This window comes from Serratia plymuthica (genome assembly GCF_018336935.1).
GTDB lineage: Bacteria > Pseudomonadota > Gammaproteobacteria > Enterobacterales > Enterobacteriaceae > Serratia > Serratia plymuthica_B.
This window is the reverse complement of sequence record NZ_CP068771.1, coordinates 245752-267054: the sequence shown is the minus strand read 5'-3', so window position 1 is coordinate 267054 and position 21303 is coordinate 245752. Positions and strand designations below refer to the sequence as shown.

Genomic DNA, 21303 nt, shown 5'->3' with positions numbered 1-21303 from the left:
GCGTTGCAGCCAGGCGGCAAATGCGTGAATCCTCAGGAGCTTACTCAAGTAAGTGACTGAGGTGCACATATGCAGCCAACAACGCTGCGACGTGAAAGGCGAAGGGTAAAGGAGCAACTCATGCAATTGACGTTTCTCGGCACCGGCGGCGCCCAGCAGATCCCGGTTTTCGGTTGTGATTGCCAGGTGTGCCGGCGGGCGCGACGCGAACCGGCATTCCGGCGGCGGCCATGCAGTGCGATGCTCAGATTTCAGGGGGAAACGACCTTGCTGGATGCGGGATTGCCGTCGCTGGAACGGCGCTTTTCGGCGGGGGAAATTCAACGTTTTTTACTGACACATTACCACATGGATCACGTTCAGGGGTTATTTCCTTTGCGCTGGGGGTGCGGAAATTTCATTCCGGTGTACGGCCCGGCAGATGAACAAGGCTGCGACGATCTGTTTAAACACCCCGGTATTCTGGCGTTTCAACCGCCGTTAACCCCCTTCAAAACGGTTGAACTGGGCGGGCTGCATATCACCCCGCTGCCGCTGCAACATTCCAAACCGACGTTGGGTTATTTGGTCCAGGCTGAAGGCTACGCGCTGGCCTATCTGACCGATACCGTCGGCCTGCCGCCTGACACCGAGGCTTTCCTGCGCAAAATAACGCCGGATCTGCTGGTGCTCGATTGCAGCCTGCCGCCACAACCCCAGGCGCCGCGCAATCATAACGATTTGACCCGCGCTCAGGAGACACAGCAACGTTTGCAGCCAGGCCGCACGCTGCTGACGCATATCAGCCATCATCTCGATTTATGGTTGATGGACAACGAGCTGCCGCCGGGCATGGAACTGGCTTTCGATAATCTCAGTGTACATTGCCATAGCGATGCAGTTGGTCGGACTCCAGCACCGTAACGCCGTTGCCGGGGCTGAACGCCTGCTCCAGCAGGGTCTGCGCCACGTCTTTGGCGGCAACCGAGCGCCACTTGCCCGGTAACAGTTTGAACAGCGGTGCGGTAAGCCGCTCCATCAAGCGCGGCGACGGGCGATTGCCCAACAGCATCGATGGGCGCACCAGCGTCAGGCGTGGCCAGTTCTGCTCACGCAGCGCCTGTTCCATTTCGCCTTTGGTACGGTTATAGAGGAATGACGAGCGCGGGTTAGCCCCCACCGCGCTGACGACCAGACAATGCTGCGCCCCCAGCCGCCGCCCGGTCAGCGCGCTTTCGACCACTAACTGATAATCGACATAGCGGAAATTGGCATCGCTGCCGGCCACTTTACGGGTCGTGCCCAGACAGCAGAAAATAATATCGACGGGCTGTTGCAGGTGGCTCAGCAACGCGAACAGATCCTCGCCCACCGGGTTATCTGTTTTTTCGTTTGGGGGCAGCGGTTGGCGCGTTGGCGCCACAATCGCCGTCACCTGCGGATCGCCTTGCAACTGCTGCAGCAGCTCGCTGCCCACCAGCCCGGTGGCCCCTACGATTAATACCCGCGCCATAGACTCTCCCACCGATTGATTACTCTGGAAAAGTATAGTGTGTTGTACTCAGGCCCGCGCCCAATGCAGTTTTTTACCAAATCCAAGGGTGTTGTCGGTCATTTTCACTTCCTGCAAATTCAGCTGCCACACCGGCGCTTTCATCACTTTGGCAATAGGGAACCGCTTGCAGTAACGGGCGCGCGCCAGCGCCTCTTCATCGCCGCTCAGCATCACCGCCTCGGCACGGTACTGCACGCCGCGGATCAGCGCGATGGTCTTTGGCTTGGGCGCAATAGTGCCCACCACGCGGGCATTTTGCCGCATCAACTCGCCGTGGCGGGTGTGGGTTTCGGTCATCAACCACAGCGCCATCTGCCCGGCGTCAAACACGTAAAAACAGTTGGCGCACCACATGTCCAGGCCGTTGCCGGCGCACAGCGTCAGCACATGCTGCTTGCCGAGGAAATGGCGGATATGTTCCAGATCTGCATCCATTTACGTTCCTTAAACCTATTAAAACTGCCTGTGCGGCAGTCCACGCGTCGCCGGTGGCTGAGGTGGGACGTGATTGTTTCTAAGCTGCCTGTACGGCAGTCCACGAACATCAATATGTACGTTATGACGGTTCGCTTTTCTAAGCTGCCTGTACGGCAGTTCACCGTTGAAGATTAGCGCTAATCGGCTGATTATTGAAGAGTAACACCGCAATTCCCCCAAAAAGGCTTTTTTAGCCTCGCCCATTCATCATGTTTAAAATCAACAAGTTAAAGAATGTCGAAAAAAAAAGGGTTCAGCGGCAGCCTAACGTTGCCTATAGTAACGCTCAACTCTCAACGGGAACCCACTGATGGACACTCCAACCTGGCACCTCTACATGCTGCGTTTGCCGAATGGCATGCTGTATACCGGCATCACCACTGACGTAGCGCGGCGGCTGGCGCAGCATCGGGCGGGCAAAGGCGCCAAGGCGTTACGGGGAAAGGGGGAACTGACTCTGGCTTTTCACTGCCGGGTGGGGGATCGCTCAACGGCGCTGAGGCTGGAGTATCGGGTAAAGCAACTGAGCAAAATACAAAAAGAGCGGCTGGTGAGCCACCCGCCGCCCTCATTGGAGTATTTACTGCCGAGTGCTGAGGTTAAAGCCGGTTAAACGGCTCGGAGTATTCAACCGCCCCGCTCACGCCGTTCAGCGCGTCTTCCGCCAGCGGATAAACCTGGAACGCGGCTTCGGCGCCCGGCCAGCGGCAACGCAGGCCATAGGCAGCGGCCGGTTTAAAGCCGAAGCGGCCGTAGTAAGCCGGATCGCCCAGCACCACCACGGCGGCGTAACTGAACTCGTTCAGGGAATCCAGCCCTTCGTAAATCAGCTTTTCGCCCAGCCCCTGGCGACGCAGGCTTTCATCCACCGCCAGCGGTGCCAGACCGACCCACTGCCGGTCTTCTCCGGCGACATCCACCGGGCTGAACGCGGCATAGCCCACCACGCCGCCTTCGTCGTCGGTGGCGACAATCCCCAGGGTCAGCAGGCCGTCTTCGCGCAGTTGTTGCACCAGATCGGCCTCGTCATCCCGCCCAAAGGCGCGGCGCAGCAGGGCATCGATCCCCGCCGCATCTACCGGAATCTCTACGCGGATCAGCATGCTACCGGCACACGGGAAGTCTGCGCCGTGCCCTCCTGCAACCCTGCTTCCACAAATTCAGCCAGTTGCAGCAGGCCAATGCGCAACGGCGCAGGCATGGCTTCCAGCTCGATGGCGTCCATCAGATTTTTTACATACAGGCCCAATTCGGTGTCCCCTTCAATCTGCAGCCGACGCTGAAAGAACAGCGTATCGGGATCTTGCTTGCGCGCGGCGATCAAAATCAGATCGTTGGCGTCGCCGCTGAAGCTGACATCAGCTTCGGCGTGGTGGCTGACAACCAGTTTGTCGTTTTCTACCGTCATAAACCAGTGTAGCGCCAGATCGCGAACTTCGATCTTCAACCAGCGCGATTCGAGAAAATCCAAATCGCCATCCGCCAACGCCTGGCGGAATTGCCAGCCCAGCACCTGTTCCAGAAGCTGCCGCTGCAAGGCAAACGGCGTGAATTTTAGCGGTACGCGCAGCAGCGACGGCCCTTGGCGCACAATGCGTGCTCGTAGTTGTTCCAACACTGTCGTTCACTCCTTTCAACACAGACTAGCGCTATTTTGCCACATCGGCGCGCCCCTGAAGCGGTCTATATCAACAAATAGTGCATTTCGCCGCCAGCTTTATCAATACGCCAGAAGCTGCCTCAAATCAAAACCTGTTCGCCGCGCTTTCACTAAAATTGCTTCCCCGATGGGCGCTTGCCGGTTGATTACCCTCGCCGGCAGCCCTTGTTAACCAGGATAAATCTATGGAGCTGCTTTGTCCCGCCGGTAACCTTCCGGCCCTGAAAGCCGCGGTGGATAACGGCGCCGACGCCGTGTACATCGGCCTGAAAGACGATACCAACGCGCGCCACTTTGCCGGCCTCAACTTCACCGAGAAAAAGCTGCAGGAAGCGGTCGAGTACGTGCACCGGCACCGCCGCAAACTGCATATCGCCATCAACACCTTCGCCCACCCGAACGGCTATGGCCGCTGGCAACGGGCGGTGGACATGGCGGCGCAACTGGGCGCGGACGTGCTGATCCTGGCCGATTTGGCGATGCTGGAATACGCCGCAGAACGTTACCCGCAACTGGAACGCCATGTCTCGGTGCAGGCTTCCGCCACCAACGAAGAGGCGATCCGCTTTTATCAGCGCCATTTTGACGTCAGCCGGGTCGTGCTGCCGCGCGTGCTGTCGATGCATCAGGTCAAACAGCTGGCGCGCACCAGCCCGGTGCCGCTGGAGGTGTTCGCTTTCGGCAGCCTGTGCATCATGGCCGAAGGGCGTTGCTATCTCTCTTCCTATCTGACCGGCGAATCGCCGAATACCGTCGGCGCCTGCTCCCCGGCGCGCTTCGTTCGCTGGCAGCAAACCGCGCAGGGCATGGAATCGCGCCTGAACGACGTGCTGATCGACCGTTATCGGGACGATGAAAACGCCAGTTATCCGACGCTGTGCAAAGGGCGTTATCGGGTGGACGACGTGCGTTATCACGCGCTGGAAGAGCCTACCAGCCTGAACACGCTGGAGCTGTTGCCGGAATTACTGGCCGCCAATATCGCTTCGGTGAAGATTGAAGGTCGCCAGCGCAGCCCTGCGTATGTCAGCCAGGTGGCGCGCATCTGGCGCCAGGCGATAGACCGCTGCCAGGCCGACCCGGCCACCTACCGGGCCGACGCAGGCTGGATGGAAGCCCTCGGTGCGATGTCCGAAGGCACGCAGACCACGCTCGGCGCCTATCACCGCAAATGGCAATAGCAGGAGAGACCATGAAATACGCATTAGGCTCGGTGCTGTACTACTGGCCGAAAACCGAGATTGAGGAGTTCTACCGGCAGGCGGTGAGCAGCAGCGCGGAGATTATTTACCTCGGCGAGAGCGTCTGCACCAAGCGGCGCGAGATGAAGGTGGGCGACTGGCTGACGCTGGCGCAGGAGATTGCCCGCAGCGGCAAGCAGGTGGTGATTTCCACTCTGGCGCTGCTGCAAGCGCCGTCGGAGCTGAACGAACTCAAACGCTATGTGGAGAACGGCAAGTTTCTGATTGAAGCCAACGATCTGGGCACGGTGAACATGGCGGCGGAGCGCGGCCTGCCGTTCGTCGCCGGGCATGCGCTCAACTGCTATAACGCTTACACCCTGCGCCTGCTGCACCGCCAGGGCATGGTCCGCTGGTGCATGCCGGTCGAGCTTTCGCGCGACTGGCTGGCCAATCTGTTGACGCAATGCGACGAGCTGGGTTTCCGCCATCAGTTCGAAGTGGAAGTCTTGAGCTACGGCCATCTGCCGCTGGCCTATTCGGCACGCTGCTTCACCGCCCGCTCGGAGAACCGCGGCAAGGATGAGTGCGAAACCTGCTGCATCCACTACCCGCAAGGGCGGATGATGCGTTCGCAGGAAGAACAGCAGGTGTTTGTGCTCAACGGCATCCAGACGATGAGCGGTTACTGCTATAACCTCGGCAATGAGTTGCAAAGCATGCAGGGGCTGGTGGACATCGTGCGCCTTTCACCGCAGAGCGCAGAAACGCTGGCGCGGATCGACAGCTTCCGTGCCAACGAACAGGGTGCGCAACCGCTGGTTTTGGTCGATAAAGCCGATTGCAACGGCTACTGGCGCCGGGTCGCGGGGTTGGAGCTGGTACCGTAATCTGACAACATGCCGGGTAAGCCTGACGCCACCCGGCAGTTAAGCGGGCAGCGACAGCTACTCTTTGAAGAACCAGTAACCCTGATTCATCAGCTCCGTCAGCTCAGCCACAAACGCCGGGTTTAACAACGCTTCGCCCAGTGCCGGCTGGCCCAACTCGGTATACCGGCACAGCGCATCAGCCGCGTGTGCATCCAGGGCGTGCAGACACTCGCCGTTGACAAAAAAGCTGTCGCCGATGTGCAGCACTCGCAAGCCACTCAAACGGACCAGTGTTTCACCGCCCATCAGCGCATTCAGTACCTCTTCCGCTTCATACGGTGGCTCTGCCATAACGATATCCAGCTCATGGCGCGGCGTGGTGGCAAAGCGGCCAAACCACTGCGTGAAGTCTTCCGGCTGGCTGATCATGCCGATCATCATTGAACGCAGGCGCTCAAGCTCATAGTCTTCCACCCGGCCCGGATGTTCACGCAGGGTTAAATCAGGATCGCTGTAGTGGGCACCACCCAGATCGTTTTCCAGTGCGTAATCAGCAAAGCTGCTGATCAGGTCACGGCCGTTTGGCCCACGGAAGCCCACTGAATAATTGAGCGCCGTTTCGTGGGTGAAACCGTCATGTGGGAAGCCTGGCGGGATGTACAGAATGTCGCCCGGCTCCAAATCTTCATCAATGATCGGTTCGAACGGATCAACATGCAGCAGCGCCGGATGTGGGCAGAACTGACGCATCGGCAAGGCATCGCCTACGCGCCAACGACGGCTACCCATCCCCTGAATGATGAACACATCGTAGTTGTCGATGTGTGGCCCCACGCCGCCGCCCGGCACCGAGAAGGAGATCATCAGGTCATCCAGACGCCAATCCGGTAAAACGCGAAACGGGCGCACCAGCTCGGCCGAAGGCGCATGCCAGTGGTTAACGGCCTGCGCCAGCAAGGACCAGTCTGTTTCGCCGAGGTCATCGAAGTGTTCGAACGGACCGTGGCTGGCCTGCCATTCGCCATTTTTCTGGCTGACCAGACGGCTATCAACTTCCGGCTCCATCGCCAACCCTGCCAGTTCGTCTGGCGTGATAGGGTCGACAAAGTTCGGGAAGGCATTTTTCAAAACAACAGGTTTTTTCTGCCAGTATTTCTCTAAAAACTCGGGCCAGTTCAGGTTCAGTTGGTAAGCCATACAATCACACCAGTAAGAGGATTCATTGGCGTGATTATGCGAGAGCGTAAATCTGACCGCCTTGTTAAGGGTCAAGGAAACGATGGCTTCAGCCCCCTGACTGAAACTCGAACTCACTTGCCGCCTGCCGAACAAACCACGCAACGCTGTTGCGCAGAAAACCCATCAGGTTAACCCCGGTGCTCGCCTTGTCACCGAAAAATGCTGCTATTGCGACGATACTGCAACCACCTCGCGCTATGCACTCCGTTTGCGAAGCAGGCTGCGCAACGCCACGCTATTGCGAATAAAGCCTACGCCGACGCCCAGCAGGGTGTAAATGATCCCCAGTACCAGCAGCATCACCACATCGCCCCACACTTCGTTAAGCGACAACCCCATCTGGTTAACCCCGGCGATCGCCTTGGTCGCCCAGGTGGAGGGGATGCAATAGGAAATGGTTCGCACCCAGCCCGGCATCGCCTGCAGCGGCCAGATGGTGCCGGAGAGGTAGAATATCGGCGTGGTGATAAACGCCAGCGTCAGGTAGATCATCTCGACACTGCGCAAGCACTCGGTCACCAGCTTGCCCAACCCCAGCACCGCCAGCAGGAACGGGAAGGTCAGCAACAGAATTTCCGGGATGCCTGCCGTCTGGCGGTAACCCAACACCCACGGCCACAGCACGAACAGCACGATCGACAGGAATAGCCAGATCGGCAGCAGTGCCGTCAGCCCGCCCAGATGCGCCGCCAGCGGCGCTTTGCCGCCCGGCGTACTCTTCATGGCGATGCTGACGCGTATGCAGGCGATCAGCAACGAGTGCTGCAACAGCATGACCAGCAGGCCGGGGAAGATGATTGCCGCAAAGCTGATGCCGGGGTTGAACACGTCCAGCGTCTGCCCCGCGATCGGCGTCAGGATCACCTGCGCCTGGCGTTCGCTGAATCCGCTGCGCAGCAGCAGCCCGTTGTTGTACTGGCTCAACAGCTGTTGGTAAGCCGCTACTACGTCCTGTTGGATCTGGCCGTTGGCCAAGCGGTTGGTCGCGTCGCCGTACACCGGCACCACAATATTCTGCCCGTTCAGGATCTTCTTCTCCAGATCCACCGGCATGATGATCACCGCAAACAGCTTGCGCCAGCCAAGGTCCCGCTGAGCCTGCTCCTGGCTGTCGTAGGTCTGGATCGCGATTTTCGAGGTGGCGTCCAGTTGGCGGATCAACTGGCGGCTGGCGGTGCTGTGATCCTGATCGACCACACCCACCGGCAGATCCCACACAGTGCGGTTGGCATACACCATACTCATGATGCACAACGACAGGAGCAGCATCAGCCACATCGGCCGTTCCAACATGCCAAGCAGTACCCGAACAAAGGTTTGCCAATAGATCTTCATCCCGCGCCCCCTTCCTTCAACAACCGCTGTAGCAGCCGGTTACGTACCAGCAGCGCGGTAACCAGCGGATAGACCGCCAGCAGCGCACAGACGCTGAAGATGGCACTGGCCGGCACCTGCCGCAGGAACACGTCGAACATGGCGTACAGCGCATGGGTCAGCGGCTCGATATTGGAGATAATGCGCGCCGGCAGCGGCATCGACAGCTCCGGCACCGCCATGCCAGAGAAGGTCAGCGCTATACTCACCAGGATACCGATCAGGCTGTAGGCTGTGATAATGCTGCCGGTAAAGGTGAACAGCAGCAGGCCGATGCTCTGCGCCGCCATCACATAGAAAAAGGCGATCATCAGCATAAACAAGGGATTGCCGCTGACACGGGCATCAAAAATGCCCACCAGCGCCGCGATCTCCACCATCAGCAGGCTGGTGAAGCACAGGGTGTAAGGCGCCAGTTTGCCAAGCAACGCCAGGCTAAACGGCCTGGCCTTCAACAGTGACTTGCTGCGCGCCAGCACGTAGATCATGCAGGTCACCACAAACAGCTGCAACAGGTGGATGGTGGCCGCGAACTGCTGATAGTAAATATAGCTGCCGCTGGCGTTGAACAAACTGCCGTACGACAGCGTGACGTCCGCCAGCGGCGGCAGCGTTTTGCCCATCTCGCCGGCGATGATGCTGCGGGTGCTGGCGTTGACTTCGGTCATCAGGCCGCTGAAATCCTGAGTGGAATACAGCCCGGCGCCGTAAAACAGCGCGTTGTAATACATCACCACGCTCGGCTGCTTGCCCGCCAACGCGTTGGCCTCGAAATCCGGCGGTATGTAAAGCAACGCGTAATCCTGCGCGCTGCGCAGGCGGTGCAGCGATTCATCCAGCCCGCCATCGTAGGCTTCGACGTGGGCATGGGAGCCGGCATCCAGCCTGCGGATCAGCGATTTGGACAGTGAGCTGTGATCGCTGTCCACCACCGAGACTGGCAGATCGAGCAAGGTGCCTTCCGAAAAGTTGCTGCTGATCAGGCCAAACAGCATCAGCGGGAAGATCCAGCTCAGCCAGTGCACCACCGGGCTGCGAAAGGCGATGCGGCACTCGTTGTCAAACGCGTGGCTGAAGCAGCGCCAACCGGCCCTTACTCTTTCCATAGCCATAGGCTGCTCATCCCCGGACGCAAACCGTCCACCGGCTGTGACGGATACAGGCGCACTTCAAAGGTTTTCAGATCAAAGTCACCGGTGGCGCGGGTGGCGCGCTTGGTGGCGTAATCGCCCAGCGGCGCGATGTAACGCACCTCTGCCTCAATCATTTTGTTCTGCAGCGCCGGTACCCGCATTTGGATCTTATCGCCTTTGCGTACATGGGCCAGGATGTCTTCGCGCAGGTTAAACACGAAGTAGGCATCCGGTACGCGGATCAGCGTCACCAGCGGGCTACCGGCATTCAGCAGCTCACCCACTTCCGCCGGGATCGGCCCCACTTCGCCGTCCACCGGCGCTAAAACCCGCAGATCGTCGGTCTGGGCTTTCACTTCCAGCAGGTTCTCTTCCGCCGCCCGCAGCGCCGCGGCGTATTGCTGCCGCAGTTCGATACGATCGCCGTTGATGCCTTCGTCCAGATTGGCCTTGGCAGCCTGCACCTGTTGGAACGCGGTATCGCGCGAACGCCGCGAGCTGTCCAGTTCGGACTTCGAGATATAACCTTTGCCGGCTACGCTCAGGTTGCGATTGTAATCATTCTGCGCATTGCGGTATTCCGCCTCGGCCTGCGCCAGGCTGGCGCGCAGATTGCGGATGCTCTCTTCACGCGTGCCATTCAGCGACTGTTCAAGCTGCGCCTTGGCCTCATCGCGCGTTGCCTGCGCGGAACGCAACTGCGCCATCAGTTCCGGGCTATCGAGCTGAATCATCGCCTGCCCGCCCTTTACGTCATCGCCACGCTCCACCAGGCGTTCGATCACCCGCCCCTTGGCTTTGGAGGCCACAATCACCTCCGGCGCATCCACTTCGCCCTGCAACAGCAGATCCTGATTATGCGCACGGAACAATATCGCCAGAGCGATCGCCACCACCATCAATAACAGGGTAAACAGCGTCTTTTTTTTCATTATTCAAGCTCCCGGAACGGTAAGCGGCAGGTGGGAATCATCACGTCCATATTTTAATACGCTCTAAAAAACCATTTTCTCATAAGGATATCACAAGCACATATATCCTCTTTTATAACCCTAAATTGGATTATGCTTTTAATGCTAAAGCACATTCGACTTTGTAGTTTGCAGACTCCTGCAATCGCCCTTTAAGCGATCACTCCTCTGATGGACGATGTCATGACTGAAAAAACCGTGGTACCGCTTTCGGTACTGGATTTATCCCCCATTCCGCAAGGGGCCAAACCGCGCGATGCGTTTCACGCCTCTTTAGATTTAGCACAGCATGCCGAAAAATGGGGCTATCAGCGCTATTGGTTGGCGGAACATCACAATATGACCGGGATCGGCAGTGCGGCCACCTCGGTGCTGTTGGGCTTTCTGGCCGCCGGCACCCAGAGCATTCGCCTCGGCTCCGGCGGCGTGATGCTGCCCAACCATGCGCCGCTGGTGATTGCCGAACAGTTCGGCACGCTGGAATCCTTGTATCCGGGGCGTATCGATCTGGGCCTTGGCCGTGCGCCCGGCACCGATCAGCGCACCATGATGGCGCTGCGCCGCCACCTTTCCGGCGAAGTGGATAACTTCCCGCGCGACGTGCAGGAGCTGCAGCATTATTTCTGCGATGCGCAACCGGGCCAACCGGTGCAGGCCGTGCCGGGCCAGGGTTTGCATGTGCCGCTCTGGCTGCTGGGTTCGAGCCTGTACAGCGCACAGCTGGCGGCACAGCTTGGCCTGCCGTTCGCCTTCGCTTCCCACTTTGCGCCGGAAATGTTGTTCCAGGCGCTGAAGCTGTATCGCGATAACTTCAAACCTTCCGAACAATGCGCACAGCCGCATGCCATGGTATGCGTCAACGTGGTGGCCGCCGACAGCGACGAAGAGGCCCGCCGGCTGTTTACCTCAATGCAACAGCAATTCATTAACCTGCGCCGCGGTTCGCCGGGCCCGCTGCCGGCGCCGGTGGACAATATCCACGCGCTGTGGACCGCCGGGGAGCAATACGGTGTCGATCAGGCGCTGCGCATGTCGATAGTCGGTAATGAAAGCACCGTTCGCCACGGGCTGCAGGCGCTGCAGCGCGAAACCGGCGCGGATGAAATCATGGTCAATGGCCAGATCTTCGATCATCAGGCGCGGCTGCATTCGTTTGAGATTGTCGCCGGCGTGAAAGGCGATGTGGTGAAAGGCTAAATGAAAAGTGGGGGAAATGGCTTCCCCCACCGTTAACCGGCCGTCAGGCCTGTTTTACCACTTCCCGTGCCTGCAGGCGGCGATCGGCCCGCAGAAACAGCAGCGTACAGCTCAGCAACACCAGCATCAGGCAAAATTCGGCCGCCACCGCCACCAGCACCGCATTCAGGTAATTACCGGGCGCCAAATGCAGCATCTGCACCAGCAGCGTGCCCAGCAGGATCGGCCCCAGCCCCAATGCCGTCTGTTGCACCGTAGCCAGCATGGCGCTGCCGGAGCCGGCGTGCTCTGGCGGTACGTCAGACAGGCCGATACGGAAGAAACTGCTGACGATAAACGCCTGCCCGAAGCCGATCAACACCGTCGCCGGGATCAAATTCCACACCCCCGGATGCGGCCAAACCAGTTTCAGCGTCAGCATCAGCGCCAACAGACCCACCATCTGGATCAGACAGCCAAACATCAGCGTCCGTACCTTGCCGAAGTGTTCCACCACCGTGCTGCTCAGCAGCGACGAAATAAAATAGGCCGCCCCCAGCGCGATAAACGCATTGCCTGACTGGAATGAACTCAGCCCCGCGCCGGACTGCAACGTCAGCGCCATCACGAACATAAAACCGCTCCAGCAGGAGAAGAACAGGATGGCGATCACCAGCCCGAAGCGCACGCTCGTCAAACGCAGCAGCGCGGGTGGCAACAGCGGGAAATTACGCCGTTGCTCCTGCCGCCGTTCGACCCGCAACAATAGCCACAACAGCGGCATGCTGGCCGCCAACAGCACCAGGCAAGGCCACGGCCAGTGCCATACCGGCCCCAATGCCAGCGGGAACAGCAGGCAGACGATGGTCAATCCAAGCAACAGCGTGCCCGGGAGATCGACGTTCACCCGCTTCTCCCCACGGGTATTAGGCACCCAACGGTGGGCGCAGGCCAGCACCAACAGGCATACCGGAATATTAATCAGGAATACGCTGCGCCAGCCGGTGCCGGCAATATCAAGGGTGATCAACAGCCCGCCCAGCACCTGGCCGACGATAAACGCCAGCCCACCGATAGCGCCGTACATTCCCAACGCCTTGGTATGTTCGCGGCCCCGCAGGCACACGTGTATGGTGGCCAGGATTTGCGGCACGATAAACGCCGCGCCAACCCCCTGCAGCACCCGGGCCACCAGTAACAGCCAGACGGAGTTCGCCAACCCGCACATCAATGAGGCCACGGCAAATATTCGCACGCCCCACAGGAACAGGTTGCGCCGCCCCAGGTTGTCCCCCAGGCGGCCGCCCATCGCCAGACAGACGGCGAACGCCACGCCATAGACCGCCACAATCAGTTCCAGCTGTGCCGGGCTGGCCCCCAACGACCGTGCTATCGCATCCAGCCCGACATTGACGATGGAAAAATCGATCATCGGCAGCAACTGCCCCGCCAACAAAATAATCAACCCCGCGCGGCCCAGCTTGGCCGCCGTTGAAGGTGCGCTCATTGTTCTCATCCATTGTGTTAACCCAGGAATGTGATTAGCATCACCTTTAAAATACACGGGTACCAGTTCTTGATTATCATGGTATAAAAACTACCGGTCTCGTTGCAGGAGTAAATTATTCATGCCCGTAACTACCCGCATTACCGCTGCCGTTCACGCCGATAACCGCAAGCTGTTGGGCGCTTTTCTGCGCACGCGCCGCGAGAGCCTGGACCCCAACCGACTGGGGCTTGCGCGCATGCGTCAACGGCGCACGCCCGGACTGCGCCGTGAAGAGGTCGCGCAGTTGGCCGACGTTGGCATCACCTGGTACACCTGGCTGGAACAGGGGCGGCCAATTCAAGCTTCGCCAAAAACGCTGACCGCTATCGCCAATGCGCTGCAATGCAACGAAGCGGAAACTCACCACCTGTTCAGGCTGGCGGGGCAAAGCTTGCCGGCGGCCACGCAAAGCGGCGACTGCGAGCAGTTGTCGGCATACGGGCAAAAAATTCTTGATCAGCTCGACCCGCTGCCGGCGATCATTTCCAACGCACGCTTCGATATTCTGGGGTTCAACCGGGCCTATTGTTTGCTGATGGGCGTCGAACTGACCGAGCTGCCGCCGGAAGATCGCAACTGCATCTATCTGGCGTTCACCCACGAACACTGGCGTGCCAGCCAACTGGACTGGGATGAAGTCATGCCGAAAATGGTGGCGATGTTCCGCGCTCAGATGGCGGAGCATTTGGGTGAACCGATCTGGGAAGCGCAACTGGCGCGCTATATGGCGGTCTCCGAAGATTTCCGCACTATCTGGGAACGGCATGAAGTGCGCGGCGTCGACAACAACGTCAAACGCTTTCGCCATCCTTTGGTGGGGGTGATGAGCCTGCGGCAAAATAACTGGTGGTCGGCGCCGCGCAACGGCGACCGGATGCTGGTATATGTACCGGCAGATGAGCAGAGTGAACGCCGCCTGCATCAGTTGACCGGCGGCGCAGAGTAACCCTGGCGTCAGCGTTGGATAAGATAGCGGATGGTCGGACCGTCCTGCTGGATATCCAGCACCTTGTAACCGTGGTTGCGCGCGTCGAGCGGGATGTTATTGATCGACTGCGGGCAATCGCTGATCACCTCCAGAATCTCTCCCGGTTTAAGCTGCGGCATCGCTTCCAGCGTCGCCACCGCCGGGTAGGGGCAAGGCTCGCCGAGCATGTCCAGCCGGTAATCCGGCACTATAGCCGCCTGTTTCATGACACTCTCCTTAAATTAACCACCTGCGCGTCGGGTTTGGCGCGGAAAAAGCGTTTCTCCCACCACAGCATGGCGGCAAACGCCAGCGCCAGCAGCAGGTAAGTGACCAGCAGGCCGCCGATCGGCCCGAAGGTGTCCAGCAGGTTGACCTTGTCGTAGTCGGTTGCCAGCACCGGGGCCAAATCGTCCCAATAGTAAGCCAGCAACGTGGCGCCGATGATATTGCCCAGCCCGACCCACCAATAATGCACCTGCCCTTCTACCGCGCGGTACATCCAGCCGGTCTCGCAACCGCCGGCCAGCACGATGCCGAAACCGAACAACAGCCCGCCAATCACCGCATTGGGGCCGGCCCACATGATTTTAGGCGCGACGCCGAGCTGCACGTAACTGAAAATGCCGATGGCGCTGACCGCCATGCCGATAATGATCGCTTTCGCCATGTGGGTGCGGCCGGTGATCCACAGATCGCGGAACGCCGAGGTGAAGCAGATCTGCGCGCGTTCAATCAACAGACCAAAGCCGATGCCAAACAGCATGGCGATGCCGAGCTTAGGTGCATCAAACAGCGTCCACAATGACCAGGCAAGCGACAGGCAGAAAATCACCATCCCCAGGCGGAAACGGCGGCGCGCCTGGTCTGGCTTTTGCGTCAGCGACGCAGCCGCCTGCACTTTTTGCAATTTCACCGGGATACGGAACAGCGGCAGCAGGGTAAATTTGGCGCCAAAGTAAGAACCGGCTGCGGTTGCCAGCGCGAAGAACCAGGCGTGCAGCGAGAACTGCGGAATGCCGGTAAAAAACGCCGCCAGGTTACACCCCATCGCCAACCGCGCGCCAAAGCCGGCGATAATGCCGCCCAACAGCGCCTGTACAATGCGGATACGGTGCTGTGGCCGGCGTAGCTTGATGTTGTTGGCCCACAGCGCGGCGGCGATGCAGCCGGCGAACATACCGATGATCATCCGACCGTCGATGCGTTGCAGCGGCGTGCCCTCAAGGCCGATAACCTTAAAGTAGCCCCATTGCTCGGGATGCAGGCCAAACGCCTGCAACAAATGGCCGCCCCAGCGGGTAAATTCGCCGGTTACCGCCCAGAAGGTGCCGGTCATGCCGAAGTAGTAAGTCGAGAGTATCCCGGCGGCAATCACCGCCGGCAGTGGCGCCCAAAAGCGCACCAGGTATTGAGATTTAAATTGCTGCCAACTCATGGCATCTCCTGTGCGTAGTATCCATAAGAAAAAACCTTATAAAGGATACGCCATTTAACCGCGCTTAACGGTAAATTTCAGGCATAAAAAAACCAGCCCGAAGGCTGGTTTTTCAGTGTGACTAACCGCGAACGGCTAAATCAGACGTTATGCATCACCGAAACGGCGACGTGGTGCAGCCGGAGCGGCATCATCACGACGCGGTGCGCGTTGGCCGTCACGGTTGAAGTTACCGCCACGACGTTCGCCACCGGCGTTGGCGTTACCGCCTTCGCGACGCTCATTGAAAGAACGACGTGGAGCACCGGCGCCGGCACCTTCGCGACGTTCGCCGTTGAACGGACGAGCACCGCCACGACGCTCGCCACCAGGAGCCCCGCCTTCGCGACGCTCACGACGTTCATGCGGCTGTGCATCGCCCAGCAACTGCATGTTCATCGGCTTGTTCAGGATGCGGGTACGGGTGAAGTGAGACAGGATCTCGCCCGGCATGCCTTTTGGCAGTTCGATGGTGGAGTGGCCGGCAAACAGCTTGATGTTACCGATGTAACGGCTGCTGATGTCGCCTTCGTTAGCGATCGCGCCAACGATATGACGAACTTCCACACCGTCATCACGGCCCACTTCAATGCGGTACAGCTGCATTTCGCCAACGTCACGACGTTCGCGACGTGGACGCTCAGCGCCACCGTCACGGCTGTCTGGACGCGCGTCACGACGACGGTCGTTGCCGCGATCTGAGCCACGATCGTCACGGTCGTTGAACTCACGACGTTGACGCGGTTTGAATACCGGATCCGGTGGCAGAATCAGAGGACGTTCGCCCTGCGCCATTTTCAGCAGTGCTGCGGCCAGAGTTTCCATTTCCAGCTCTTCTTCCGGCTGCAGTTTAGCCAGCAGCGCGCGGTACATGTCCAGATCGCTGCTTTCCAGCTGTTGCTGTACTTTAGCGGCGAACTTGGCCAGACGACGCTCACCCAGCAGCTCTGCATTTGGCAGCTCAACTTCTGGAATGGTCAGCTTCATGGTGCGTTCGATGTTGCGCAGCAGGCGGCGTTCGCGGTTTTCCACGAACAGCAGCGCGCGGCCGGCGCGACCAGCACGACCGGTACGACCGATACGGTGAACGTAAGACTCGGAATCCATAGGGATGTCGTAGTTCACAACCAGGCTGATACGCTCAACGTCCAGACCGCGAGCGGCAACGTCGGTGGCGATCAGGATATCCAGACGACCGTCTTTCAGACGCTCCAGGGTCTGCTCACGCAGCGCCTGGTTCATGTCGCCGTTCAGTGCGGCGCTGCTGTAACCGCTGCGCTCCAGCGCTTCAGCCACTTCCAGGGTCGCGTTTTTGGTACGCACGAAGATGATCGCCGCATCAAAGTCTTCAGCTTCCAGGAAACGCACCAGCGCTTCGTTCTTGCGCATGCCTTGCGCAGTCCAGTAGCTCTGGCTGATGTCCGGACGGGTAGTGATGCTGGACTGAATGCGCACTTCCTGCGGATCTTTCATGAAGCGACGGGTAATGCGACGGATCGCTTCCGGCATGGTTGCAGAGAACAACGCGGTCTGATGTTCAGCCGGGATCTCCGCCATGATGGTTTCTACGTCTTCGATAAAGCCCATGCGCAGCATTTCGTCGGCTTCATCCAGCACCAGACCGCTCAGGTTAGAGAGGTTCAGCGTGCCGCGTTTCAGGTGGTCCAGCAGGCGGCCTGGGGTACCCACTACGATTTGTGGGCCCTGACGCAAGGCGCGCAGCTGCACGTCGTAACGTTGGCCGCCGTACAGGGCAACAACGTTAACGCCAGTCATATGTTTAGAGAAATCAGTCATCGCTTCAGCAACCTGAACCGCCAGTTCGCGGGTCGGTGCCAGCACCAGAATCTGTGGTGCCTTCAGGGAAGCGTCAAGGTTGTGCAGCAGTGGCAGCGAGAACGCTGCAGTTTTACCGCTACCGGTCTGCGCCATGCCCAGCACATCACGGCCGTTCAACAGGTGAGGAATACACTCAGCCTGGATCGGTGACGGTTTTTCGTAGCCCAGATCGGTCAGGGCAGAAATGATAGGAGCAGACAGCCCCAGGTCAGCAAAAGAGGTTTCAAGCTCAGTAGTCATGTACACGTGCCTCATTAATAATGGCAGCCAGTCTACATAACTCGTCGAGAAAATTTTCAGTCATTTTCATTGAAAAGTGTGAACCGGCTCAAATTAGATTATAAAACGAACAAAGAAGCCCTCGCCCGTTAAGGCGATAACTTTGGCTATAAAACCAATGTTAATCAGGCTGATTACCCTTCATCTTCCAAGCCGCCGCTGTGTTGGCTGCTCTCCCTCACCCTCGTCACTTAGTGAACTAAGCTCCCAGGGATTCGTTCGATTGCCGCCTTGCCGCAACTTGAAATCTTTTGGGTAGAGGTGTTCGTCAGCTATTGCTGGTCCGATTCCGATAGGTCGTCTTGTTCTTGGCCCAACAGCGCCAATTCCAACAATGCATAGCGGTGCTCAACGAAATTATGAACGTTGTTAGCAACCGTCAGTTTGAACAGCGCCGAAGCGGTGTCCTTGTCCCCCAGACTCAGGTAGTGTTTACCCAAATAGAAGTCAGTTTCACTGAGATGCTCAGCGAGCGAAGTGTTATCCGTTGCCTCTGCCTTGAGCCTTTCCATCAGCGTTTTTTCGCTGATGTTGCCCAGGTAGAATTCGACAATATTCCATCCCCATTGCCCTCGGTTCGCTTTGTCATAACGCTGCTGGAGCGCTACGTCAGCCTTCTTGGGATCGATTTCTCTTTCCACAAGATACAGCCACAACGAACGGAAGGGATCGTTTGGGTCGTCTTGATAAAACGCCTGCAGATCATCCTGCGCCAACGGGAAGCGGCCGCCATAATACAGTGCGATGCCCCGGTTTAAACGCGCGTAATTGTAAGTTGGATCAAGCTCTAGTACAGAATCAAACGCTTCATAGGCAGCATCAAAATTGCCTGCCTGCGTTAAGTAAATGCCCAGGTAGTTGAAAACTTCCGGCATATCAGGACGTATCGCCAGCGCTTGCGAGAAATCATTGCGCGCCAGTGCACGTAGCCCGAGGCTATCATACAGCACACCGCGCTCATATAAAAGCTGCGCACGCTCATCGTCCGTCAGTGCCCGGCTGGCAAGTATTTGTTCCATGCGCGCCAGGATCACTTCCTGCTGCAGCGTTGGCTGCAACGGGATCGCCAAAACTTCGTCTTTACGCCAATCATGGTTGCTGCATCCTGCCAGCATGAGTGCTGTCGCAACGTAACACCAGCGCAAGAAAGGCTTCATTTCCCACTCCCGAAGACAAACATTGGATGAACGTCCTGTCATCCGTTTGCTAATACGCAGGCATCCTACCCGCGCGATACGAACAGCTCCCAACCCCATGGCGGGGAGCTGTAAATCTATCTATACAGTTATTCTGCTTCAGGCGCAGGTGCAGACGAGTCTGCTTCTGGCGCTGTCGCTTCTTTGATGCTCAGACGCACACGGCCCTGACGGTCAACTTCCAGTACCTTAACCGGTACTTCCTGACCCATTTGCAGGTAGTCGGTCACTTTCTCAACGCGCTTGTCAGCGATTTGAGAGATGTGCACCAGACCTTCTTTACCGCCGCCGATCGCCACGAATGCGCCGAAATCAACGATACGGGTAACTTTACCCTGGTAAATACGGCCCACTTCGATCTCTGCGGTGATCTCTTCGATGCGGCGGATAGCGAACTTGGCTTTCTCACCGTCGGTAGCAGCAATTTTAACCGTACCATCATCTTCGATTTCGATGGTAGTACCGGTTTCTTCAGTCAGCGCACGGATGACAGAGCCGCCTTTACCGATCACGTCTTTGATCTTGTCCGGGTTGATTCGGATTGTGTGGATACGCGGTGCGAACTGAGAGATATCGCCACGCGGGGTGCTGATAGCCTGTTCCATTACGCCCAAGATGTGCAGACGCGCGCCCTTGGCCTGGTTCAGTGCCACCTGCATGATTTCGCGGGTGATGCCTTCAATTTTAATGTCCATCTGCAGCGCGGTAATACCGTCACGGCTACCTGCTACTTTGAAGTCCATGTCGCCCAGGTGATCTTCGTCACCCAGAATGTCGGACAGAACGACAAAGTTATCTTGTTCTTTAACCAGGCCCATTGCGATACCCGCAACGGCTGCCTTGATTGGCACGCCTGCGTCCATCAGCGCCAGAGAGGCACCACAGACAGAAGCCATTGAAGAAGAACCGTTGGATTCGGTGATTTCAGAAACCACACGCACCGTGTACGGGAAATCTTCTGGTTTAGGCATCATAGCCAATACGCCGCGTTTCGCCAGGCGACCGTGACCAATTTCACGACGTTTAGGCGAACCCACCATACCTGTCTCACCTACGGAGTACGGAGGGAAGTTATAGTGGAACAGGAAGCTGTCGGTCTTCTCGCCCATCAGCTCGTCCAGATTCTGCGCGTCGCGAGCGGTGCCCAGCGTTGCGGTAACCAGAGCCTGAGTCTCGCCACGGGTGAACAGTGCGGAACCGTGGGTACGCGGCAGCACGCCGGTGCGCACGTCCAGGCCACGGATCATGTCTTTTTCGCGGCCGTCGATACGCGGCTCGCCACGCAGCACGCGGCTACGTACAACGTTTTTCTCAACGCTGCCCAGGATGTCCTGAATTTCAGACGCGTCCAGGGTTTCGTCCTGTGCCAGCAGAGTTTCAATTACGCTGCTCTTGATCGCATCTACCTGAGCGTAACGCTCTTGTTTTTCGGTGATGTGATAAGCGTCGCCCAGACGGCTTTCCGCCAGTTCTGCAACGCGCGCGTGCAGCGCTTCGTTGACTGCAGGCGCCTGCCAGTCCCACTTAGGCTTGCCGGCTTCGGCAACCAGGGAGTTGATGTTTTCGATAACGATCTGCTGTTGCTCGTGGCCAAAGACCACCGCGCCCAGCATCTGATCTTCGCTCAGAACGTCAGCTTCGGATTCAACCATCAGCACTGCGCCAGCGGTACCGGCAACCACCAAGTCCAGGCTGCTTTCTTTCAGCTCGTCGGTGGTTGGGTTCAGCACGTACTGATTGTTGATGTAACCCACGCGTGCAGCGCCGATTGGGCCGTTGAACGGAATACCGGACAGGCTCAGGGCAGCAGAAGCGCCGATCATCGCAACGATGTCCGGGTTTACCTGCGGGTTAACGGAAACTACGGTCGCGATCACCTGAACTTCATTCAGGAAGCTGTCCGGGAACAGTGGACGGATCGGACGGTCAATCAGGCGTGAGGTCAGGGTTTCGCCTTCGCTCGGACGGCCTTCACGACGGAAGAAGCTGCCCGGGATACGACCAGCAGCGTAAGTACGCTCCTGGTAGTTAACGGTCAGTGGGAAGAAGCTTTGGCCTGGTTTGGCTTTTTTCTGGCCAACGACGGTAACGAATACTGCGGTGTCATCCATGCTCACCATAACGGCGGCGGTGGCCTGACGAGCCATCATACCGGTCTCGATGGTGACGGTATGCTGGCCATACTGGAATTTGCGAATGATCGGTGTCAGCAAAATTATATCCTTGATTAACGGCGCGCAATCGTATTGACGACTCAACACGCCAGTGACTCGATTTGCCTTCTCACTACATCCTCGCGACTAATGACAATCCTTATCTCAAGCCTGAGACAAAGCCTCTCATTAGCCGCGCGAACCTCTGTAACGGAAGAACCTGTTT

21 protein-coding genes are annotated in these 21303 nt (G+C 58.3%); 6 read left to right on the top strand and 15 right to left on the bottom strand.

Annotated features, from left to right (window positions below; genetic code table 11):
- Nucleotides 1–120: 120 nt before the first annotated feature.
- Complete coding sequence (gene phnP, locus JK621_RS01300; RefSeq protein ID WP_212558317.1) at nucleotides 121–903, top strand: phosphonate metabolism protein PhnP; 783 nt, start codon at nucleotides 121–123, stop codon at nucleotides 901–903.
- On the opposite strand, the gene JK621_RS01295 is transcribed toward phnP, so the two are convergent.
- Nucleotides 854–1492, bottom strand: a complete 639-nt coding sequence (locus JK621_RS01295; protein WP_212558316.1) for an NAD(P)H-binding protein — start codon at nucleotides 1490–1492, stop codon at nucleotides 854–856. The two genes, phnP and JK621_RS01295, sit on opposite strands and share 50 nt — an antisense overlap.
- A gap of 48 nt (nucleotides 1493–1540) precedes the next feature.
- On the bottom strand, nucleotides 1541–1969 hold the full coding sequence (locus JK621_RS01290; protein WP_212558315.1) for a YhbP family protein: 429 nt from the start codon (nucleotides 1967–1969) through the stop codon (nucleotides 1541–1543).
- A gap of 352 nt (nucleotides 1970–2321) precedes the next feature.
- Here JK621_RS01290 and JK621_RS01285 point away from each other — a divergent pair, with 352 nt between their 5' ends.
- Nucleotides 2322–2624 carry a GIY-YIG nuclease family protein gene (locus JK621_RS01285; protein ID WP_212558314.1) on the top strand — a complete coding sequence of 101 codons (303 nt, stop codon included), beginning with the start codon at nucleotides 2322–2324 and terminating at the stop codon, nucleotides 2622–2624.
- On the opposite strand, the gene JK621_RS01280 is transcribed toward JK621_RS01285, so the two are convergent.
- Together JK621_RS01280 and ubiT are read right to left on the bottom strand one after the other, a co-directional pair.
- A complete protein-coding gene (locus tag JK621_RS01280; RefSeq protein ID WP_212558313.1) occupies nucleotides 2611–3114 on the bottom strand; it encodes a GNAT family N-acetyltransferase in 504 nt (167 codons plus the stop codon). The two genes, JK621_RS01285 and JK621_RS01280, sit on opposite strands and share 14 nt — an antisense overlap.
- The gene (gene ubiT, locus JK621_RS01275) at nucleotides 3108–3629 is read right to left on the bottom strand and encodes a ubiquinone anaerobic biosynthesis accessory factor UbiT (RefSeq protein WP_212558312.1); all 522 of its coding nucleotides are present in this window, start codon (nucleotides 3627–3629) and stop codon (nucleotides 3108–3110) included. Before ubiT ends, JK621_RS01280 begins: the two co-directional genes overlap by 7 nt.
- A 227-nt stretch (nucleotides 3630–3856) precedes the next feature.
- Here ubiT and ubiU point away from each other — a divergent pair, with 227 nt between their 5' ends.
- Both ubiU and JK621_RS01265 read left to right on the top strand, forming a co-directional pair.
- On the top strand, nucleotides 3857–4852 hold the full coding sequence (gene ubiU / locus JK621_RS01270) for a ubiquinone anaerobic biosynthesis protein UbiU (protein ID WP_212558311.1): 996 nt from the start codon (nucleotides 3857–3859) through the stop codon (nucleotides 4850–4852).
- 11 nt (nucleotides 4853–4863) lie between these two features.
- A complete protein-coding gene (locus JK621_RS01265; RefSeq protein WP_212558310.1) occupies nucleotides 4864–5742 on the top strand; it encodes a U32 family peptidase in 879 nt (292 codons plus the stop codon).
- 57 nt (nucleotides 5743–5799) lie between these two features.
- Here JK621_RS01265 and JK621_RS01260 read toward each other — a convergent pair whose 3' ends face one another.
- The 4 genes from JK621_RS01260 to JK621_RS01245 form a co-directional block, all read right to left on the bottom strand.
- Nucleotides 5800–6921 (bottom strand): cupin domain-containing protein, encoded by a 1122-nt coding sequence (locus tag JK621_RS01260; protein WP_212558309.1) that lies wholly within the window; start codon nucleotides 6919–6921, stop codon nucleotides 5800–5802.
- Nucleotides 6922–7158: 237 nt separating this feature from the next.
- Nucleotides 7159–8298 (bottom strand): ABC transporter permease, encoded by a 1140-nt coding sequence (locus JK621_RS01255; RefSeq protein WP_212558308.1) that lies wholly within the window; start codon nucleotides 8296–8298, stop codon nucleotides 7159–7161.
- Nucleotides 8295–9449, bottom strand: a complete 1155-nt coding sequence (locus JK621_RS01250; protein WP_212558307.1) for an ABC transporter permease — start codon at nucleotides 9447–9449, stop codon at nucleotides 8295–8297. Before JK621_RS01250 ends, JK621_RS01255 begins: the two co-directional genes overlap by 4 nt.
- Nucleotides 9431–10402, bottom strand: coding sequence for an HlyD family secretion protein (locus JK621_RS01245; RefSeq protein WP_212558306.1), 972 nt, complete (start codon nucleotides 10400–10402; stop codon nucleotides 9431–9433). Before JK621_RS01245 ends, JK621_RS01250 begins: the two co-directional genes overlap by 19 nt.
- 222 nt (nucleotides 10403–10624) lie before the next feature.
- Here JK621_RS01245 and JK621_RS01240 point away from each other — a divergent pair, with 222 nt between their 5' ends.
- Complete coding sequence (locus JK621_RS01240; protein ID WP_212558305.1) at nucleotides 10625–11638, top strand: luciferase-like monooxygenase; 1014 nt, start codon at nucleotides 10625–10627, stop codon at nucleotides 11636–11638.
- A 43-nt stretch (nucleotides 11639–11681) separates the two neighbouring features.
- Here the strand turns inward: JK621_RS01240 and JK621_RS01235 are convergent, their stop codons facing one another.
- Entirely contained in the window at nucleotides 11682–13124 is a 1443-nt protein-coding gene (locus JK621_RS01235) for an MFS transporter (protein ID WP_212558304.1), read from the bottom strand.
- Between the two features lie 121 nt (nucleotides 13125–13245).
- Here JK621_RS01235 and JK621_RS01230 point away from each other — a divergent pair, with 121 nt between their 5' ends.
- The gene (locus JK621_RS01230; RefSeq protein ID WP_212558303.1) at nucleotides 13246–14112 is read left to right on the top strand and encodes a helix-turn-helix transcriptional regulator; all 867 of its coding nucleotides are present in this window, start codon (nucleotides 13246–13248) and stop codon (nucleotides 14110–14112) included.
- Nucleotides 14113–14120: 8 nt separating this feature from the next.
- Here JK621_RS01230 and yedF read toward each other — a convergent pair whose 3' ends face one another.
- The 6 genes from yedF to pnp form a co-directional block, all read right to left on the bottom strand.
- Nucleotides 14121–14360, bottom strand: a complete 240-nt coding sequence (gene yedF / locus JK621_RS01225) for a sulfurtransferase-like selenium metabolism protein YedF (RefSeq protein WP_004952879.1) — start codon at nucleotides 14358–14360, stop codon at nucleotides 14121–14123.
- On the bottom strand, nucleotides 14357–15571 hold the full coding sequence (gene yedE, locus JK621_RS01220; protein WP_212558302.1) for a selenium metabolism membrane protein YedE/FdhT: 1215 nt from the start codon (nucleotides 15569–15571) through the stop codon (nucleotides 14357–14359). Before yedE ends, yedF begins: the two co-directional genes overlap by 4 nt.
- 147 nt (nucleotides 15572–15718) lie before the next feature.
- Nucleotides 15719–17689, bottom strand: coding sequence for a DEAD/DEAH family ATP-dependent RNA helicase (locus JK621_RS01215; protein WP_212558301.1), 1971 nt, complete (start codon nucleotides 17687–17689; stop codon nucleotides 15719–15721).
- Nucleotides 17679–17753, bottom strand: coding sequence for a protein YrbN (gene yrbN, locus JK621_RS25560; protein WP_223499600.1), 75 nt, complete (start codon nucleotides 17751–17753; stop codon nucleotides 17679–17681). Before yrbN ends, JK621_RS01215 begins: the two co-directional genes overlap by 11 nt.
- Nucleotides 17754–18000: 247 nt before the next feature.
- Nucleotides 18001–18885: a lipoprotein NlpI gene (gene nlpI, locus JK621_RS01205; protein WP_065505782.1), complete on the bottom strand. Its 885-nt coding sequence runs from the start codon at nucleotides 18883–18885 to the stop codon at nucleotides 18001–18003.
- A gap of 128 nt (nucleotides 18886–19013) precedes the next feature.
- Nucleotides 19014–21137: a polyribonucleotide nucleotidyltransferase gene (gene pnp, locus JK621_RS01200; RefSeq protein ID WP_212558300.1), complete on the bottom strand. Its 2124-nt coding sequence runs from the start codon at nucleotides 21135–21137 to the stop codon at nucleotides 19014–19016.
- Between the last annotated feature and the right edge of the window lie 166 nt (nucleotides 21138–21303).

Coding starts and splice junctions, on each gene's coding strand:
- phnP (WP_212558317.1), top strand. CDS start 121: ATGCAATTGACGTTTCTCGGCACCGGCGGCGCCCAGCAGATCCCGGTT.
- JK621_RS01295 (WP_212558316.1), bottom strand. CDS start 1,492: ATGGCGCGGGTATTAATCGTAGGGGCCACCGGGCTGGTGGGCAGCGAG.
- JK621_RS01290 (WP_212558315.1), bottom strand. CDS start 1,969: ATGGATGCAGATCTGGAACATATCCGCCATTTCCTCGGCAAGCAGCAT.
- JK621_RS01285 (WP_212558314.1), top strand. CDS start 2,322: ATGGACACTCCAACCTGGCACCTCTACATGCTGCGTTTGCCGAATGGC.
- JK621_RS01280 (WP_212558313.1), bottom strand. CDS start 3,114: ATGCTGATCCGCGTAGAGATTCCGGTAGATGCGGCGGGGATCGATGCC.
- ubiU (WP_212558311.1), top strand. CDS start 3,857: ATGGAGCTGCTTTGTCCCGCCGGTAACCTTCCGGCCCTGAAAGCCGCG.
- JK621_RS01265 (WP_212558310.1), top strand. CDS start 4,864: ATGAAATACGCATTAGGCTCGGTGCTGTACTACTGGCCGAAAACCGAG.
- JK621_RS01260 (WP_212558309.1), bottom strand. CDS start 6,921: ATGGCTTACCAACTGAACCTGAACTGGCCCGAGTTTTTAGAGAAATAC.
- JK621_RS01255 (WP_212558308.1), bottom strand. CDS start 8,298: ATGAAGATCTATTGGCAAACCTTTGTTCGGGTACTGCTTGGCATGTTG.
- JK621_RS01250 (WP_212558307.1), bottom strand. CDS start 9,449: ATGGCTATGGAAAGAGTAAGGGCCGGTTGGCGCTGCTTCAGCCACGCG.
- JK621_RS01245 (WP_212558306.1), bottom strand. CDS start 10,402: ATGAAAAAAAAGACGCTGTTTACCCTGTTATTGATGGTGGTGGCGATC.
- JK621_RS01240 (WP_212558305.1), top strand. CDS start 10,625: ATGACTGAAAAAACCGTGGTACCGCTTTCGGTACTGGATTTATCCCCC.
- JK621_RS01235 (WP_212558304.1), bottom strand. CDS start 13,124: ATGAGCGCACCTTCAACGGCGGCCAAGCTGGGCCGCGCGGGGTTGATT.
- JK621_RS01230 (WP_212558303.1), top strand. CDS start 13,246: ATGCCCGTAACTACCCGCATTACCGCTGCCGTTCACGCCGATAACCGC.
- yedF (WP_004952879.1), bottom strand. CDS start 14,360: ATGAAACAGGCGGCTATAGTGCCGGATTACCGGCTGGACATGCTCGGC.
- yedE (WP_212558302.1), bottom strand. CDS start 15,571: ATGAGTTGGCAGCAATTTAAATCTCAATACCTGGTGCGCTTTTGGGCG.
- JK621_RS01215 (WP_212558301.1), bottom strand. CDS start 17,689: ATGACTACTGAGCTTGAAACCTCTTTTGCTGACCTGGGGCTGTCTGCT.
- nlpI (WP_065505782.1), bottom strand. CDS start 18,885: ATGAAGCCTTTCTTGCGCTGGTGTTACGTTGCGACAGCACTCATGCTG.